Genomic DNA, 17,453 nt, shown 5'->3' with positions numbered 1-17,453 from the left:
TTTCTTTCCAAAGAACACTTTTCTCAATTTAAAGAATAAATGTGCCCTTGATGAAGAATATAGTTGGACGCACTTTACCGGTCTAAAAAGGCAGTGCAAGCCTCGTCCCGGTCTGTCGGGCCGCCCGCCCAAGCCGAAAATCGGCGCCATTTCAGTCCCGACATTGCCCTCTTTTCCCAGTGCACATTTCAAATTTTATGTAGAGACACGATTAATCGCACCTCTACATTTTTTTTTGCAATTTATCTATATAGCGGACCATAATTTTGGCAAGCTCGGTAATCGCTGCCTTCTGGGTCCATCCCAAAGGCAGTCCAGTCTTTGGGCCTGAAGATTTTGTCCTCTTCTACATTGTGCATGCAAACCGGGATGCGGAGCATGGAGCAAAGCGAAATGATTTCCGAGCCAAAGTGTCCGTAGCTAAAAGCGCCGTGGTTTGCCCCCCAAGCGGCCATCACCGAATATACATCTTTGAAAGATCCGTTGCCTGTCAGCCTTGGCACAAACCAAGTAGTTGGCCAAGTAGGGTTGGTTCTTTCGTCAAGAGTTTTGTGCATATCTTCGGGAAGTTCTGTAGTCCAGCCTTCGGCTATTTGCATCACTGGTCCAACGCCTTTCACCAAATTCACACGGCTCATGGTCACAGGCATTCCCTGACCCCGGGTGCGGAACTGCGAGGAAAATCCACCACCTCGGAAATATTCGTACATGGCAGGTGGCCATTTGGTAGCGTCCAAACATTTTTGCGCTTCCGCTTCTGTGATTTCCCAATGAGGTTTCATCGCAGGCTTGCCGTCTTTTTCTTGCTCTGCCGAGCCGTCGAGTGCCGAAGAACCAGAATTTATCAAATGGATAATACCATTTTCAGCTATTCCCGTCAGCTTTTTGCCTGTTACCCTTTCCACAGACTCAGGACTCCAGTAGGTTCTTACATCGGAGAAAACTTGTGCTTGTCCTGTGAGGAGGTGACCAAAAAGCATCACTACACCGTTGAGCGAATCATTTTCCGTAGCCATCATAAACGGCTGGCGGATTCCGTTCCAGTCGAACGAAGAATTAAGGATTGCTTCCATAAAATCCCCGTTCGGCATGTAGTCCGTCCATTGGCGCTGACCTTGGAAACCAGCCACGGCAGCGTTGTGCCCAAGGGCTTCTTCACCAAAGCCAAGTTCTTTCAACTTAGGGTTGCCAACCATCAGGTCGCGGCATATCAAGGTCATTTTCACCACTGTTTCCCATTCTTCGTCTTTGGTGGCTTGGTCTCGTTGCTGCTCAGCTGGGTTATAGTCTTTTCCTTCTTCGCAATTTTCTTTTACCCAAGCAAGAGCTTTGGCAAATTCCTCTTTGTCATAAATTTCTTCTTTTATCCTCCTGCTCACTTCCGACATGTCCACGTACTCGTTGCGCATGCCCAAGTAATCTTGGAAGAAATCGTCTTTAACTACCGAGCCGGCAATGCCCATAGAAACTGCACCAATGGCAAGGTAGGAGCTGTTTTTCATTGTGGCAACTGCCAAGCCTGCTTTGGAAAATTGAAGTAGTTTTTCTTGCACGTCGGACGGGATAGATTTGTCGTCAGAGTCTTGGACATCGTGGCTGTAAATGCTGAAAGCTGGGATGCCCTTTTGGGCATGCCCGGCAAGTGCTGCGGCGAGATAAACCGCCCCAGGTCGTTCCGTTCCATTAAAACCCCAAATGGCTTTGGGACGAGTAGGGTGCATATCAATAGTTTCTGTTCCGTAGCACCAACAAGGAGTCACCGTGATGGAAAGTCCAACGCCCTCGCGTTCAAATTTCTCTTCGCAATCCACCGATTCGGGAACTCTACCGATGGTTGAGTCGGCTATCACGCATTCTACTGCGCTTCCATCTGCATGACGCAGGCTAGAAGTCAAAAACTCTGCAACCATGTTTGCCATGTCCATCGTTTGCTGTTCCAGCGATTCGCGCACACCGCCTAGTCTGCCGTCTATGGTTGGTCTAATACCTATTTTTGGCAATCGCCCTCTCAACCTACTCTTCTCTGTTTTCATATTAAATGGTGTGTTTTATGATAAAATATATTTTTGTTCTGGTGAAGTAATAAATACAAGTTTATGGATAGTTCTTCTATTTTTCAACGGAAAACAAGAAAAAATGTTAACGGTAACAAAAATAAATGGTATCGTTACCAAAATTACTTTTGAACTTAGCTTATTAAGCGGTTTTTTTCCATCTATTTAAATAATCTGTTTTCCAATTTGTGACTTGATGTGTCTCTACTGTGTGTAATTCATTTAGGTAGGAGGATATATTATCCTGTACGAATAGAAAATTGGATGTCAGATTTGGAGTTAATATAGTCTGAAAGCCTAAGTTGGATGAAATTCGAGTCGTTTTTTAAAAAATAAGGGTTAAAAATTTATAGCTTTGGCAATGCTGAAGAATGGCTTGTCCTGTTTTGGGACTAAAAGCTATCATTTGGCAGATCTACATGGCAAACACTCATATATGTATTATTATATTAGCGGAAAGATAGCGGTAATAGACCCGACCTTTGTGGTGTTGGACGTAGGTGGCTTGGGCTATGAGATAAAAATCTCGCTCAATACCTACTCAGAGATAAAATCTGTGGAGAGTTGCAAATTGTTTACCTATTTTCATGTAAAAGAGGATATTCAGGCACTTTATGGCTTTTTGACCGAAGAAGACAAGCTCTTGTTCATGCGCCTGATAGGTGTTTCGGGAATAGGTCCTTCTACTGGGCTTATGATTTTTTCCTCGCTCAGCACTGTGGAAATAAAAGAAGCGATAGTGGGCGGAAACTCTCGAGTAATTCAGTCGGTGAAGGGGATTGGGGCAAAAACAGCCCAGCGCCTCATACTAGAGTTGAAGGACAAAATACAACTCGACGAGGCTTCGATGGCAGCGGTAAGTGCTTCGGAAACAGGTACTGGAGGATCGCAACATCTTAAAACGGAAGCTTTGGCAGCACTGGTAACCTTGGGTATCCCGAAAACGGCTGCAGAAAAAAATATCAATTCTGTACTGAAAAAATACGGTTCAGATATTAAACTTGAAGACTTAATCAAACATTCCCTTAAAACACTTTAGTGCCAATGGTGAAAAACTACTTATAGAATTCTCATTGAGTTTTTTTAGATTGTAATTAACAAATTGACAAACTTGTACTAGTAGAGCAAACTACTTTCAAGATAAGGGTTTAGCTCTTTTTAATGAATTTTTCCATCACTCGGAAAATTTGTGAAGTATGAGTTTTAAGTGGAAAGACATTGGTTTATGATCACCAAAAGCTTTGAAAAAAAATTGCTTTTTTTCAAGAAAGTAACTTTACTTCTCTTACCGGCTATCATTGTAACGGCATCCTGTGTAAAAGCATCGGCTTCTGCCTATTCTTCGCTGGAATATTATGCTGCATTTTCCTTCCAACAAGATACAACTCGGAAGGATACTTCTACAGTGAAACCTAGCGACTTGCCTCCCTATTTTAGGGACAGGTATGGTGATCCTTTTTCAAATTACCTCACGCCTTCGCCACTGTTTTTGGGCAACCCCAGCGGGATAGATCTTGGTATTTCGCTTGATAGTAACCAGAACTATTATAACATTTCTGAGAAGTTTGGTGATTTAGACTACCGTACAGAATCGCGGATTCCTTTCGATGCTTATCGCCAGATGAGGAATAATCAGATGACCAAAGACTATTGGAACCAGATCTCGCTTTCGCAAGACGAACAGGGTGGGGGGGCAAACTCGCTCATCCCCGAGATTAAATTGGGGCGTTTTGCCAACCGACTTTTTGGTGGCGATAAGGTGACAGTGCAGCCCAACGGTTCGGTATTGCTAGATTTTGGAGGGCTTTGGCAGCGAATAGAAAATCCGGCTTTGCCCATTAGGCAGCAGCGGAACGGAGGTTTCAACTTCGATCAGCAAATCCAGATGGCTCTTTCGGGAAAGATCGGGGAAAAGCTAGAAGTGAGTGCGAATTTCGATACGAAAAACACCTTCCAGTTCGAACAAAAATACAACATAGGCTACACGGCTTTTGAAGAAGATATCATTCAAGAAGTACAGTTGGGAAATGTGAGCTTTCCAGTGTCTAACAGCTTGATAACAGGTGCGCAAAATCTCTTTGGGGTTACTACCAAAATGCGTTTTGGCAAGCTTTGGTTGAGCACGGTTTTTTCAAGTCAGCGGGGTTCTACCCAAACGCTCACCATCAAAAATGGGGCACAGGCAAGGGAGTTTGAACTCCGTTCGGATACTTACGATGGCAACCGACACTTCTTCCTAGCCCACTTTTTTCGAGACCAATTTGAAGACGGGCTCAAAGCTATTCCCGCTATTACCTCGGGGATAGTAGTTACAAGGGTGGAACTTTATGTAACCAACCGAAACAATAATACCCAAACGCTCCGAAACATTGCGGGCTACATGGATTTGGGTGAAGGTGACCCCTACAATAATAATATTACTGGGACACCTATTTCTGGAAGGAACGAGGCGAGTAATAAGGCGAATAGCTTGTTTGAGAGCTTGGGCGGATTTGATAGAAATGTGGATAATTTGAGCTCGCAATCTGAAGGGATTGGCTTGACGAAGGGAACGGATTTTGAGCTGTTGAGAGGTTCGAGGAAATTGGAAGAACGGGAATATACATTCCATCCTCAGTTAGGTTTTGTATCGTTGGTCACTCCGCTTCGTAATGATGAAATCTTGGTTGCCGCATTTGAATACACGTACAACGGTGAGGTATATAAAGTAGGTGAGCTTACGGAAGATTATCAAAATTTACAGGATAGTGATGTGATCTTTTTGAAATTATTGAGCCCTTCTACTATTCGAACTGATTTGCCGACTTGGGATTTGATGATGAAAAACATATACTCGCTGCAAGCCAACCAGCTTTCTAGGGAAAACTTCCAGATGAGAATCATTTATCGAGATGACCTTACGGGAATAGACAATCCTAGCTTGCACGAGGGTAAAAATACCAAAGATGTGCCTTTGGTACAGATCATGGAGCTTGATAGATTAAACCCCAACAATGATCCCCAGCCCGATGGTAATTTTGACTTTGTGGAGGGGGTTACGATTGATGCCCAGACGGGTAGAATCATGTTCCCCGTATTAGAACCTTTTGGTTCACACCTAGAAAAACAATTTGACCCAGCAGACGAGCTTCCGTTAATCAATAAGTATGTGTTTGATGATTTGTATAGCGGGACCCAAGCCGATGCAGCCCTGAATACTACAAAGAATAAATTTTTTATGTCGGGTAGTTACCAGTCGGGTGGTGGAAATGAAATTATACTTCCGGGGATAAATATTGCTGAAAATTCGGTAGTAGTTCGGGCAGGCAACACGATGCTGACCGAAGGGATTGATTATACCGTGGATTACTCGTTTGGTAGGGTAAGAATTATAAATGAGGGCGTATTGAGTTCAGGGAAGGAAATTAAAATACAATACGAACAAGCTGACTTGTTTAATTTACAACAACGAAGCTTGGTCGGATTCGATGCAGAATACCATTTGACAAAAGATATTAAGTTCTCGGGCACATTACTTCACTTTAGTGAGCGCCCAGTGATTTCGAGAGTGAGTGTGGGCAATGAACCGACTCGGAATACCCTATGGGGTGTGGCAGGTGAGTACCGCTCCGAATCTCGTCTTCTTACCCGCTTGGTGGATAAAATACCGTTCATTAGCACCAAAGAACCATCCAACGTTGCACTAAGAGCAGAATTTGCGCAAATAATTCCTGGCGTACCTAAACTTTTGGTAGGGGATGCTGGTACATCCTATATAGATGATTTTGAACAGGCCGAAGTACCTTATGACCTTACTCGACAACCGACTACATGGGTAATAGGTTCAACACCTCAGTTAGTGCTAGACAAAGATGTTACTGCCCTAGACGGGCTAAATTATAACTATAAAAGAGCAAAACTAGCTTGGTACAATATAGATAATTCCTTCTATTATAGTTCAGGTATACGCAGCAGACCCTCCAATATTACAGAGGAGGATATGCAAAATAACTATGTACGTGCTATTCCCTTTGACGAGGTTTTTCCAAATATCCAAGCAGCTCAGGTAAACCCTAATGAGATTTCTTTTGACCTGGCATATTATCCAGAAGAGAGGGGGGCTTATAACTACAATCCTGATGTTGACCCTGATGGGACGTTGAAGAATCCGGAAGATAATTTTGCGGCAGTAACAAGGGCCATTTCCGGAGATGTGGATTTTGATAACATCAATATCCAGTACATCGAATTTTGGTTAATGGATCCTTTTATAGAAGGAAAAAACGGACGGCAAGTTACTGGTGCGACTGCCAATACTGGTGGAGAACTTTATTTCAATTTGGGAAGTATTTCTGAAGATGTAGTGCCTGATGAGCGGCACTTCTTCGAGAATGGTCTACCTGTGCAAGAAGGAGAAACCGTAACAGAAACTATATGGGGTAAAGTGCCAGATAAACAGTATCTTACCAATGCTTTTAGTGTAGGTGCAAATGCAAGAGCACTTCAAGACGTGGGTTTCGATGGTTTGAATAGTACTGAGGAGGAAGAGTTTTACCGAGAAAGTTTTATCAACCGTTTGCCGGCAAACCTAGACCCTGCTGTTAGGGAACAGATTTTAACTGACCCTTCAAGTGATGATTTTCTCTATTATTTCGATGATGTACACGACCAAAATGATGGGAAGGTATTGGAAAGGTATAAGGACTTTAATGGTTCAGATGGGAACTCGCCCGAAAGCTCTGGGGGGTTATATACCGCATCATCTAGCCAATTGCCTGATAATGAGGATTTGAATAAAGACAATACGGTACAAGATGTAGAGCAGTATTATCAATACAAGGTTGAACTCGACCCAAATAGTTTAGGCTTAGATCATCCATATGTGGTAGATAAGGTAGTAGGGGAAAATGAAGAGAATGGTGAGCAAGTGAATTGGTATCAGTTTAGGATTCCGATAAGGGATACTAAGGCAGAAAATATAAATGGAATTGATGGATTCAAGTCCATCAAATTTATGCGAATGTTCCTTACGGGCTGGGATCAGCCAGTGGTATTGAGAATGGTGCAGTTTAAGTTGGTCGGGGCGCAATGGCGTCCATTTACCGAAAGTTTGGTAGACCCGGGGTTGAATCTGCCCATAGAGCCGTATGATGCCGGTTTTAAGGTGACTACAGTGAATATTGAGGAAAACGGGCAGGTAAATGAACCGACTAAAAATGCCTATGATTTACCACCTGGTTTCAACCGAGATTTTGATATTACTTCTACTGTAACGCGCCAACTCAACGAGCAATCTATCCAGCTTTCTGTGGAGAACTTACAAGATCAAGATTCCCGAGCCGTATTTAAAAATTACGCCCTCGATTTGGTGCAGTACAAACGGCTCAAAATGGAAGTCCATGCCGAGGATCAAGAAACAAAAGATGGGGAGGTTACTGCTTTCATTAGGATAGGTACGGATTTCAAGCAAAACTATTATGAGATAGAAGTTCCGCTGAGTATGTCACCTATCCCAAGTGGAAGCCAGGAGGAGTTGTGGCCAAGGGAAAATGAGATAGATGTGGCCTTGGAAGAATTATATACTGTAAAGGCTGACCGAAATAGAGCAGGTGCAGACTCTCGGGTCCCTTATCCCTCAGGGCAAGTACTGAATGTGCGGGATAAATATAGGGTTACAGTGGTGGGTAACCCAGATCTCAGTTCGGTACAGACTGTAATGATGGGTATTCGGAACCCTAAATCGGATGATAACTTACCTAAGTCTGTGCTGGTTTGGTTCAATGAATTGAGGGTCACAGAGTTCAATACGCAAAGTGGTTGGGCTACAAATGTCAGTCTCAATACCCAATTGGCAGATTTTATGACGGTCAGTGGTTCGTTTAGATACAATACCGTTGGCTTTGGGGGCATTCAAGATAAGGTACAAGACAAGGCTCGATACACTGGGTTGGACTACGATGTTTCTGCAAATATCAACCTCGATAAATTCCTGTTTGGAAAAATAGGCTTAGTCTTACCGCTGTTTGTTAGTTACGAACATAGCCAGATTGATCCGTTTTATGATCCTCTCAACCCAGACTTGCCCCTAGACGTTTCTTTGAATACCATCAATGATCTAGGGGAGCGAAACTCTTATCTCAACAAGGTACGAGATATGTCTTATAGGAAAAGTATCAACCTTACTAATGTGCGAAAACGGAAGCTTAAGGAGGATTCCAAAAGCCGTATCTACGATATTGAAAATTTGTCTTTAACCCTGAGTTATATGGATGCCTTCACTCGGAATATCAATACGGAGTCCATGCAAACTAAGCAATGGCGGATAGGAGGTGTTTATGGGTTTAATAGTCAGGCAAAGCCTTTTCAGCCTTTCCAAAATGCTGAAGCGCTTAGTTCTCCTTGGTTGCAGCTTATCAAGGATTTTAATTTACAGCTCATGCCTTCTTCAATTGCGGTAAGGGCAGATTTGGTAAGGGACTTCCGAAGAACTCAGCTGCGGAATTCAGACCTTACTACCAGTGGCATTTTACCTACTTTTGAAAAGTCATTTCTATTCAACCGAAGTTATTCTCTCAACTGGGCGCTGAGCCAAAACTTAGGCGTTAACTATACTGCTCAGGCAAATGCGTTGGTGGATGAACCTGATGGTGATTTGGATACGGATATTAAAAGAAATGAGGTAGTTGATAACCTCAAAAATTTTGGTAGGATGAAAAGTTTCAACCAAGCAGTTGGGGTGAATTATCGTCTTCCTTTAGATAAGTTTCCACTTACCAATTGGCTGAAAGCCGATACTCGCTATACAGCTAGCTATGACTGGACGGCAGGGGCGCTCGGTTTAGCTGATTCGTTAGGGAATACTGTGCGGAACAATAATTCTATCCAAGTGAACGGACAGGTTGATTTGAACAAAATATATAATTCAATTCCTGCCCTCAAACGGATAAATCAGCCTGCTAGAAGAGGACGAGCTCCAGATGATCCGCTTACCATCAAACGAAATGCACTCCAAGAAAAGCTTACAAAAATTGAAGAGAAGATTAAGAAGAAAGAAGAGAAAGCGAAATTGAAAGAACAAAAGAGGCTGGAAAAATTGGCAAAGCAAGCATCTAAAGATTCTTTAAAATTGGCTAAAAGCGGGGATTCGTTGCAGGTTGCCGAAGCGCAAGAAGAAGTAGCCGAAGTACAGCCGCCCGTAGAGGGAATTACTTCAGAAGATACGATAGTAAAACCAAGTAGGTTGGAGAGAAAGCGCGATGCTTTGCAGGCTGAAATAGCAGAGCTTGATGCCGAAATAGAGCGCAGAAAAGCAGAAGATATTAAGCCAAAAGAGATGAAAGCGGTGAAAGGAGTAGCTAGGTTGCTCATGTCGATCAAAAATATCAATGCTTCTTATACGTCTACCAACAGTACTGTTTTGCCAGGTTTTACCAACACGCCTAAATACTTTGGGTTTGATGAGAACTGGGAAAGCCCTGGCGTGGCTTTCCTTTTGGGTTCGCAAGATCCGACTGTTCGGTACACTGCTGCTGAAAATGGCTGGCTGGCGCAAACTTTTTCTCAAAACAACCCTTTCTTGCAAAACAACAATACCAAGCTTTCTTTCCAGACAAACTTGGAGCCTGTGAGAGACTTGAAAATTCAGTTGAAAGCTGAACGTACTTCTACCGATGGCTACTCGGAGGTGTACCGCTGGTTACCAGAAGAAAACCGCTTCCAGTCTCAAACGCCAGTGCGGACGGGAACTTTCGGAACGTCGTTTTTCTCTCTTTCTACAGCCTTTGCCTCAGATGATGAAAACAATAACAACCCTGTTTTTGACGAGTTTGTACGAAATAGAGATGTTATAAAGTCGAGGTTGGATGCGCTAAATCCAGGAGGTGAGTATCAGTTGAATTCTCAGGATGTATTGGTGCCTGCATTTAGGGCTGCATATGCTGGAAGCGATGTGAATTCGATAAAGCTTAATGCTTTCCCGACCATCCCGATTCCGAACTGGCAAGTAACTTATTCCGGACTTTCAAAAATACCGGTTTTAAAAGAGACATTCCGAAGCGTGACGCTAACCCATGGGTACACATCGCTTTACCAAGTCGGAAACTACACCTCGTCACTCTTTTACAATGATGACCCCGATAGGTTGGGCTTAAACGTGCCAGCTTGGGAAGTTTCCTTGCCTCAGGCCAATGAAGATGGTACATTGGTACCTGTGTTGGTGATGAACCAAGTTACGATTTCCGAACTGTTTTCTCCATTGATAGGTATTCAAATGAGGACAAGGGGGAACGTAACTGTGAAAATGGATTTCAAGAAGCGAAGAGATGTTGCGTTAAACCTTTCCAATGCCGAAGTGACCGAGTTGAAAAGCAACGATATCACTGTGGATATTGGTTATACAAAAGCGGGAATGAAAGTGCCTTTTAAAGTGAGAGGAGCGATTAAGACCTTGGAAAACGATATAACCATGCGAATGGCGATGACGGTAAGAGACACGAGAACATTGCAACGGAAAATTGATGATGTATCGACCGTGACGGCAGGTAATATCAATATGCAATTCAAGCCAACCATTTCTTATGCTGTAAATAAGCAAACGCAGCTAACCATGTATTTTGAAAGGAGCATCAACGATCCACGGATTTCTAGTTCGTTCAAGCGCTCTACCACGGCTTTTGGTCTCCAACTTAGGTATGCACTCATGCAGTAAGGCTAAAGCTCTTTCTTGATAGAATATCAAAAAAATCGCCAACTTTGTGATTGAATAGTTAAAGGGTTAATGCTGAATAGAGCTTTTGCCTTAACCCCAAACTCTAAAAGCTAATCCCCAAAAAATGGCAGGAAAGAAGACGATAAAGGAGAAAATAATAGTGGGTGTTGATCCTGGCACAAACGTGATGGGTTATGGTATCATCCTGATCAAAAATAATAAGCCTTCCTTGGTTCAGTATGGGGTTATTCATTTGAAAAAATATGCGTCACACGCCCTCAAACTCAAGAAAATATTCGAGCGAATCACCCATATTATAGAAGAATATCATCCTGATGAAATGGCTTTGGAGGCTCCTTTTTATGGGAAAAATGTGCAATCGATGCTGAAGCTCGGAAGAGCACAAGGAGTTGCGATGGCTGCTGCTCTAGCCATGGATATTCCTATTGTAGAATATGCACCTAAGAAGGTGAAGCAGTCGGTGACGGGAAATGGAAATGCTACAAAGGAACAGGTGGCGAAAATGCTCATGGCGATCTTGAAATTTGAAGCAGATGAACATGCCATGCTTGATGCTACCGATGCACTAGGAGTAGCACTTTGCCATTTTTACCAAGGTGGGAGCAATGAGAGCAAATCAAAATCGTGGAAATCTTTTATCACCGATAATCCTAATAAAGTGGTGAAAAGGTGAGGAGGAACTGTGTCAAACCATTTGTTGTTTACCACAAAAAAATCCGCACCCAGCTTTCGCCAGCGTGCGGATATATATAAGTAGTAGGATATAATTACTTACTTTCTGATGTTCATGTGTTTCATTCTCACCAGTTCTTTTTCAGATAGAAAACGCCATTTGCCCCTTTGTAAGTCTATTTTGGTAAGGCCAGCGTACACAGTTCTGTCCAATTTTATGATTTTGTAGCCGAAATGCTCAAAAATTCTCCTGACAATCCTGTTTTTACCTGAGTGTAACTCTACACCCAATTGCGTTTTTTCTGTATTGATAATGGAAATTCCATCCAAATCAACCGGCCCATCTTCCAACACAAGTTCCCTTTTTACTATGGTATTGAAGTCAGGCTCGCTAATAGGCCTGTCCAATTCTACATTGTAAATTTTCTTGGTGTTACCAGAAGGGTGGGCCAAGTCTTTTGCTAGCTGCCCATCGTTGGTAAGTAGCAATAAACCTGTTGTATCCCTATCCAGTCTGCCTACAGGGTAAACCCTTTCTTCACAAGCATCTTGCAATAAGTCCATCACTGTTTTTCTACCTTCAGGATCACTCATAGTAGTAATGAATCCCTTTGGTTTGTTCAGTAGGATGTAAACAGGTTTTTCCCTAGAAAGTAGCTTGTTTTTATAAGTGACTTTGTCCGTCTTTTTGACCTTAAAGCCCATTTCAGTGATTACATTTCCATTAACCCTGATCTGTCCGTTGGCAATGAGCTCATCGGCCTCTCGGCGAGAACAAACACCTGAGTTGGAAATATATCTGTTTAGCCTTATTTCATCAGAAACTAGCTTGTCGTCGTCTTCTCTTTTGTTAAAACTTCTTTTGCTGTTTAGCGCACTTTCATAGTCAGGTCTGTTTCTTGATCCAACTTTGTTATTGCTATAGCGATTGGAAGGTTTGCGGTCAAATTTCGATTTAGGGTTTCCCCTTTCTTCACCATTGCGCCTATCGTCAAACCTTGACCTGTCATTGCCAAAGCTTCTAGGCTCGCGGCTATCTCTTCTGTCATCTCTATTCCTGTCATTTCTGAACCCGCCTCTCGATCTAGCATCATCGCTGCCCGGTCTTCTTTTGTCGTTGAAGCCTCTGTCATTGTCAAAATCGTTAAATCTTTGGTTGTCTTCTCCTCTAGAAAAGTGACTATCCTCTCTACCTTCATTTTCAGACCTTTTTCTAGCCCTGTACCTGTCTTGGTCTCTATCGGCTCTCCTTCTGAAAACACGCTTTTCTCCGTTTCCTCTCGATCTTGGTCTATCGTTGTCAAACCCTCTTGAACGGTCATCCCTTCTATCATCTCTGTTCCTGTCATTTCTGAAACTGCTACCTGACCTTGCGTCATCACTGCCCGATCTTCTTCTGTCGTTGAAGCCACGGTCACTGCCCTGGTTTCTTGATCTTGGCCTGTCGTTATCAAACCTGCTCGATTGACGCCTGTCTCTTCTGTCATTGTCGAAGTCTCTCGACTTGGACCTACCGTGGCTCTCGCCTCTGTAAGAATCTTTTCCCTTGTTGTCAAAATCTCCCGATTTGGATCTTGGGTCTCCTCCACGCTTAGGGAAACTTTTCCCTTTTCCTCCCTCTCTTTTGTCGCCGTACTGGCCTCTTTTTTTCATTGGTATTTTCGAATTTTTATTTGAATCTGCAAAGGTAAGGATTTTTTGTTGTTTAACTGGTCATAGGTGTTTGTTTTTTAGAGTAACTGGCTGATAATGAAGAATAATTATTTGGAGATGCATCCTTGTCTGCATGAGAGGGGAATTATAAATTGTATGTAATACATTTTTTATATAAAATCGGGTAAAGACAACCTATTTTACACTCCTACTTATATAAGCCAGAATTGAACAGAATGATATGAATATGAAAAAACATAGTAAAATATTGATTTGCGTACTGCTGCTATTTGTTAGCCAGAATAGCTGGGGAGAAGATGGTTACAAGTTATGGCTGAGATACGCACCTATTGCAGAAGCATCTCGTGCCGAATTTATTAACAGTATATTAGGTAAACCTGTAGTGTTTGGTACTTCTGCCACGGATTCGGTGATTATCAAAGAGCTTGGTCTGGCAAGTGAAGGATTCTTTGGAAAAGAGCTTTTGGTTTCCCAAAAACTAGGAGAAGGTACAAGTTTGTGGATTGGTACTCTTGGCAACTGCGAACTTCTTCAAGAGGCAAAGTTGAAAGCCCGAATTGAAACGCTAGGCGAAGAAGGCTACCTCATCGATTACATTTCTTACGAAAACAAAAAATACCTTGCCGTTGCTGGGGCGACCGAGAGAGGTGCGCTTTATGGCGTTTTTCATCTCTTAAGATTGCTACAAACAAAAAGTAGTTTGCCCGACCTTCCCATAAAATCTTCTCCCAAAATCACCCGCCGAGTGCTGAACCATTGGGACAATTTGGATGGAACGGTGGAGCGAGGTTATGCTGGCTTTTCCATTTGGGATTGGCATCGGTTGCCTGATTATATTTCCCCTCGGTACATAGATTATGCCCGAGCAAATGCCTCCATCGGGATAAACGGAACGGTGCTTACCAATGTGAATGCAAATGCTTTTACCCTCACGCCTTTGTACTTGGAAAAAGTAGCAGCTCTGGCAGATGTGATGCGGCCTTATGGTGTGCAAGTGTACCTCACGGCACGATTCAGCTCACCGATTGAGATAGGAGGGTTGGAAACTGCCGATCCGCTCAATCCTGAAGTGAGGGCTTGGTGGAAAGCCAAGGTGGATGAGATTTATGAGTACATTCCCGATTTTGGAGGGTTCTTGGTGAAAGCCAACTCAGAAGGGCAACCCGGGCCTCAAAATTACGACCGCTCCCATGCCGATGGGGCAAATATGATGGCAGAAACCCTGGCGCCTCATGGCGGCGTGGTGATGTGGCGAGCTTTTGTTTACAGCCACGAAGCTCCCGACGATAGGGCGAAGCAAGCCAACAACGAATTCGAACCTCTGGACGGCAAATTCCTCGACAATGTTTTTATCCAAGTAAAAAATGGAGCGATTGATTTTCAGCCTCGTGAGCCTTTTCATCCACTTTTTGGGGCGATGGAAAAGACGGCTTTGGGCTTGGAGTTGCAAATTACACAGGAATATTTGGGGCAAGGAACGAGCTTGGCTTACCTAGCTCCGCTCTTCAAAGAATGCTTGGATTCGGATACTTTTTCACCAAAAAAGGGAACGACTGTAGCCAAAATTATAGATGGTTCGGTGCAAGGGAAAAAGGAATCGCTCATAGCTGGTGTTGCCAACATTGGGACGGATAGGAACTGGACGGGCTATCAGTTTGGGCAAGCCAATTGGTACGCATACGGTCGTTTGGCTTGGGAGTATGAATTGAGTTCAGAGGAAATAGCCGAAGAGTGGATAGGGCAGACCTTTGGGACAAATCAACAGCTGATGAGCAATGCCAAGGCGATAATGATGGCATCGAGAGAAGCGGTTGTCAAGTACATGACGCCGCTAGGCTTGCACCACATTATGGGCAGGAATCATCATTACGGACCTGGACCATGGGTAGATGGGGGCAGTCGCCCCGATTGGACCTCAGTGTATTACCACAAAGCAGATAAGGAAGGCATAGGCTTTGACCGAACGGCTTCTGGCAGCGATGCGCTCAGCCAATATGCCCCCGAAATTGAAAAACTCTTTTCCAACCCGAAAACCTGCCCCGATAAGTTTTTGCTGTGGTTTCATCACCTGCCTTGGGATTATAAAATGAAATCGGGAAATACCCTTTGGGAAGAAATGTGCTTGAAGTACGATGAAGGGGTGAAAAATGTGGGGAAAATGAGAAAGCAATGGGACGAGGTAAAGCCTTTGGTTGATGATGAAAGGCATGCCGAAGTAGCCACTTTCCTCAAAATTCAAGAAAAAGAAGCGAGGTGGTGGAGAAATGCTTGTCTGCTTTATTTCCAAACCTTTTCTGGCAAGTCTTTTCCCAAAAATATAGAACAACCAGAGGGGGAATTATCCTATTACAAAAGTTTGGTTTTCCCATATGCCCCTGGCATAAAACCGAGATGGTAAATCAATTTCTATTCTAAATAAATACCCTTGAACAAATGAAAAAACTACTCATTGGATTTTTTGTACTGATCAATATTAGCTGGGTCTCAGCCCAGAATTCTATCACCTTTTATCCCGATTCTGCCAAGCATCAAATTAGCAGGCATATTTACGGGCATTTTGCCGAGCACCTTGGTAGGTTGATTTACGACGGTATTTATGTAGACGACAGCTTGGATGTGGAGACGACCAATGGCTTGAGGAATGATATCATTGCTGCGCTGAAAGAAATCGGGATTCCTAACCTGAGGTGGCCTGGCGGTTGCTTTGCCGATACGTATAACTGGCGAGATGGAATTGGTCCGAAGGAAGATCGCCCGACCATTATCAACACACATTGGGGCGGAATAGTGGAAAACAATAGTTTCGGCACGCACGAGTTTTTGGAGCTATGCAAATTGCTGGATTGCGAGCCTGTTATCTGCGGAAACGTAGGCAGCGGCACGGTGAGGGAAATGTCCCAATGGGTGGAATATTTGAATTTTGAGGGAGAATCGCCCATGGCAAACCTGAGAAAGGAAAATGGGCACGAAGATGCTTTTAATGTGAAATATTTTGGGATAGGAAATGAAAACTGGGGCTGTGGGGGAAATATGTCGGCAGAATATTACCGAGACAAAATGACTAATTTTTCGACCTATGCGAAAGATTACGGATCGAATAAGCTCTATCGAGTAGCAGGAGGGCCAAACAGCGGGGATTATCACTGGATGGAAACCTTGATGAGTTCTGCTAGGAGCAGAAACAGTTTCCAAGGCGTGTCCGTGCACCATTATACCATAGAGGGCGACCGCTGGGAAGACAAAGGTTCGGCTACTGAATATGACGAAAGATCTTGGCAGAAATACATGATAAATGCTTGGAGAATGGATGAACTTGTTACCAAGCATTCGGCCATAATGGACAAATACGACCCTGAAAAATCCAAGGGCTTGATCATAGACGAATGGGGGAATTGGCATTTGCCAGAGCCAGGCTCTAACCCAGGCTTCTTGTACCAACACAATACGCTTCGCGATGCGGTGACGGCTTCTATCAATTTCAATGTTTTCAACAACCATGCTGATAGGGTAAAGATGGCAAATATTGCCCAAGTGGTGAATGTACTTCAAGCCTTGATTCTTACCAAAGAAGAGGAAATGCTGCTTACGCCAACCTATTATGTGTTCAAGATGTACAAAGTTCATCACGATGCTATGCTGATTCCGAGTGAAGTGAAAGGAGAAACGTATGGGGAAGGGGACAGGACGATGAATGCCATCCAGACCTCTTGCTCCAAGGCGAGAGATGGTAAAATACATGTGACGCTTAGCAACGTAGATCCTAACAAGGAGCTGGAAGTTGAATGTGGCTTTGAAGGCCTTGGAAAGGTAAAAGCTTTGAAAGGAGAGATCATTACAGGGGAAAAAATAACTTCTTTGAATGATTTTGGGCAAGAAGAGCAAGTGAATATTCAGGAGTTCAACTCATTTAAAGCGACGGGGAATAAGTTGACTGTGAAAATGCCCTCCAAATCGGTGGTGATGATTGAGTTGGAAGTAGAGTAAATATCTTGTAAACTAAGTTTTCGTATGTATTTGTAAGCTGTTTATCAATTCAAAATAGTCGCTGATTGTGGCTAGTTACTGGTTGCTAGTTTTTTTAGTAATGCTTATTCAATTGATGAAAATCGCAGCGGCGAACCGTCAGTATCCGCAGCGGCGGACCGTCAGTAACTAGAAACCAGTAACCATCAGCAGGGTTCAAAAATCAACTTAATGAAGACTATTAAAACATTCGGTTATTTAGTTTACAGTGTAGTAAATGTTGGCAAAAAAAAAGAAAATGGGGAGCGCAAATGTGTTCCCCATTGAATTCCCACCGCTCGTCACATTTTTTCGTCAAGAAGTTTCCTATTCTCGTAAATTGC

At 43.3% G+C, this 17,453-nt stretch carries 7 protein-coding genes; 5 read left to right on the top strand and 2 right to left on the bottom strand.

Going from position 1 to position 17,453, the window contains the following annotated elements; all coding sequences use genetic code 11:
- Positions 1 to 242 precede the first annotated feature (242 nt).
- Positions 243 to 2,033 (bottom strand): L-fucose isomerase, encoded by a 1,791-nt coding sequence (locus R9C00_21835; protein ID WPO34344.1) that lies wholly within the window; start codon positions 2,031 to 2,033, stop codon positions 243 to 245.
- 457 nt (positions 2,034 to 2,490) lie between these two features.
- Between R9C00_21835 and ruvA the strand changes: the two genes are divergently transcribed.
- The 3 genes from ruvA to ruvC all read left to right on the top strand — a co-directional run bounded on the left by ruvA (position 2,491) and on the right by ruvC (position 11,434).
- Complete coding sequence (gene ruvA / locus R9C00_21830; protein ID WPO34343.1) at positions 2,491 to 3,093, top strand: Holliday junction branch migration protein RuvA; 603 nt, start codon at positions 2,491 to 2,493, stop codon at positions 3,091 to 3,093.
- 186 nt (positions 3,094 to 3,279) lie between these two features.
- A complete protein-coding gene (gene sprA / locus R9C00_21825) occupies positions 3,280 to 10,740 on the top strand; it encodes a cell surface protein SprA (GenBank protein WPO34342.1) in 7,461 nt (2,486 codons plus the stop codon).
- A 124-nt stretch (positions 10,741 to 10,864) separates the two neighbouring features.
- Positions 10,865 to 11,434, top strand: a complete 570-nt coding sequence (ruvC, locus tag R9C00_21820) for a crossover junction endodeoxyribonuclease RuvC (GenBank protein ID WPO34341.1) — start codon at positions 10,865 to 10,867, stop codon at positions 11,432 to 11,434.
- Between the two features lie 98 nt (positions 11,435 to 11,532).
- Here ruvC and R9C00_21815 read toward each other — a convergent pair whose 3' ends face one another.
- A complete protein-coding gene (locus R9C00_21815) occupies positions 11,533 to 13,086 on the bottom strand; it encodes a pseudouridine synthase (protein ID WPO34340.1) in 1,554 nt (517 codons plus the stop codon).
- 247 nt (positions 13,087 to 13,333) lie between these two features.
- On the opposite strand from R9C00_21815, the gene R9C00_21810 reads away from it, so the two are divergent.
- Both R9C00_21810 and R9C00_21805 read left to right on the top strand, forming a co-directional pair.
- Positions 13,334 to 15,505, top strand: a complete 2,172-nt coding sequence (locus R9C00_21810) for an alpha-glucuronidase family glycosyl hydrolase (GenBank protein WPO34339.1) — start codon at positions 13,334 to 13,336, stop codon at positions 15,503 to 15,505.
- Between the two features lie 35 nt (positions 15,506 to 15,540).
- Complete coding sequence (locus R9C00_21805) at positions 15,541 to 17,091, top strand: alpha-L-arabinofuranosidase C-terminal domain-containing protein (GenBank protein WPO34338.1); 1,551 nt, start codon at positions 15,541 to 15,543, stop codon at positions 17,089 to 17,091.
- Positions 17,092 to 17,453 lie beyond the last annotated feature (362 nt).

The organism is Flammeovirgaceae bacterium SG7u.111, from assembly GCA_034044135.1.
Lineage (GTDB): Bacteria > Bacteroidota > Bacteroidia > Cytophagales > Flammeovirgaceae.
The sequence above is the reverse complement of the archived record's forward strand: the minus strand, read 5'-3'. Positions and strand labels throughout refer to the sequence as shown.

What these genes read in the sequence shown, in the direction of transcription:
- R9C00_21835 (WPO34344.1), bottom strand. Translation starts at nt 2,033, where the DNA reads ATGAAAACAGAGAAGAGTAGGTTGAGAGGGCGATTGCCAAAAATAGGT.
- ruvA (WPO34343.1), top strand. Translation starts at nt 2,491, where the DNA reads ATGTATTATTATATTAGCGGAAAGATAGCGGTAATAGACCCGACCTTT.
- sprA (WPO34342.1), top strand. Translation starts at nt 3,280, where the DNA reads ATGATCACCAAAAGCTTTGAAAAAAAATTGCTTTTTTTCAAGAAAGTA.
- ruvC (WPO34341.1), top strand. Translation starts at nt 10,865, where the DNA reads ATGGCAGGAAAGAAGACGATAAAGGAGAAAATAATAGTGGGTGTTGAT.
- R9C00_21815 (WPO34340.1), bottom strand. Translation starts at nt 13,086, where the DNA reads ATGAAAAAAAGAGGCCAGTACGGCGACAAAAGAGAGGGAGGAAAAGGG.
- R9C00_21810 (WPO34339.1), top strand. Translation starts at nt 13,334, where the DNA reads ATGAAAAAACATAGTAAAATATTGATTTGCGTACTGCTGCTATTTGTT.
- R9C00_21805 (WPO34338.1), top strand. Translation starts at nt 15,541, where the DNA reads ATGAAAAAACTACTCATTGGATTTTTTGTACTGATCAATATTAGCTGG.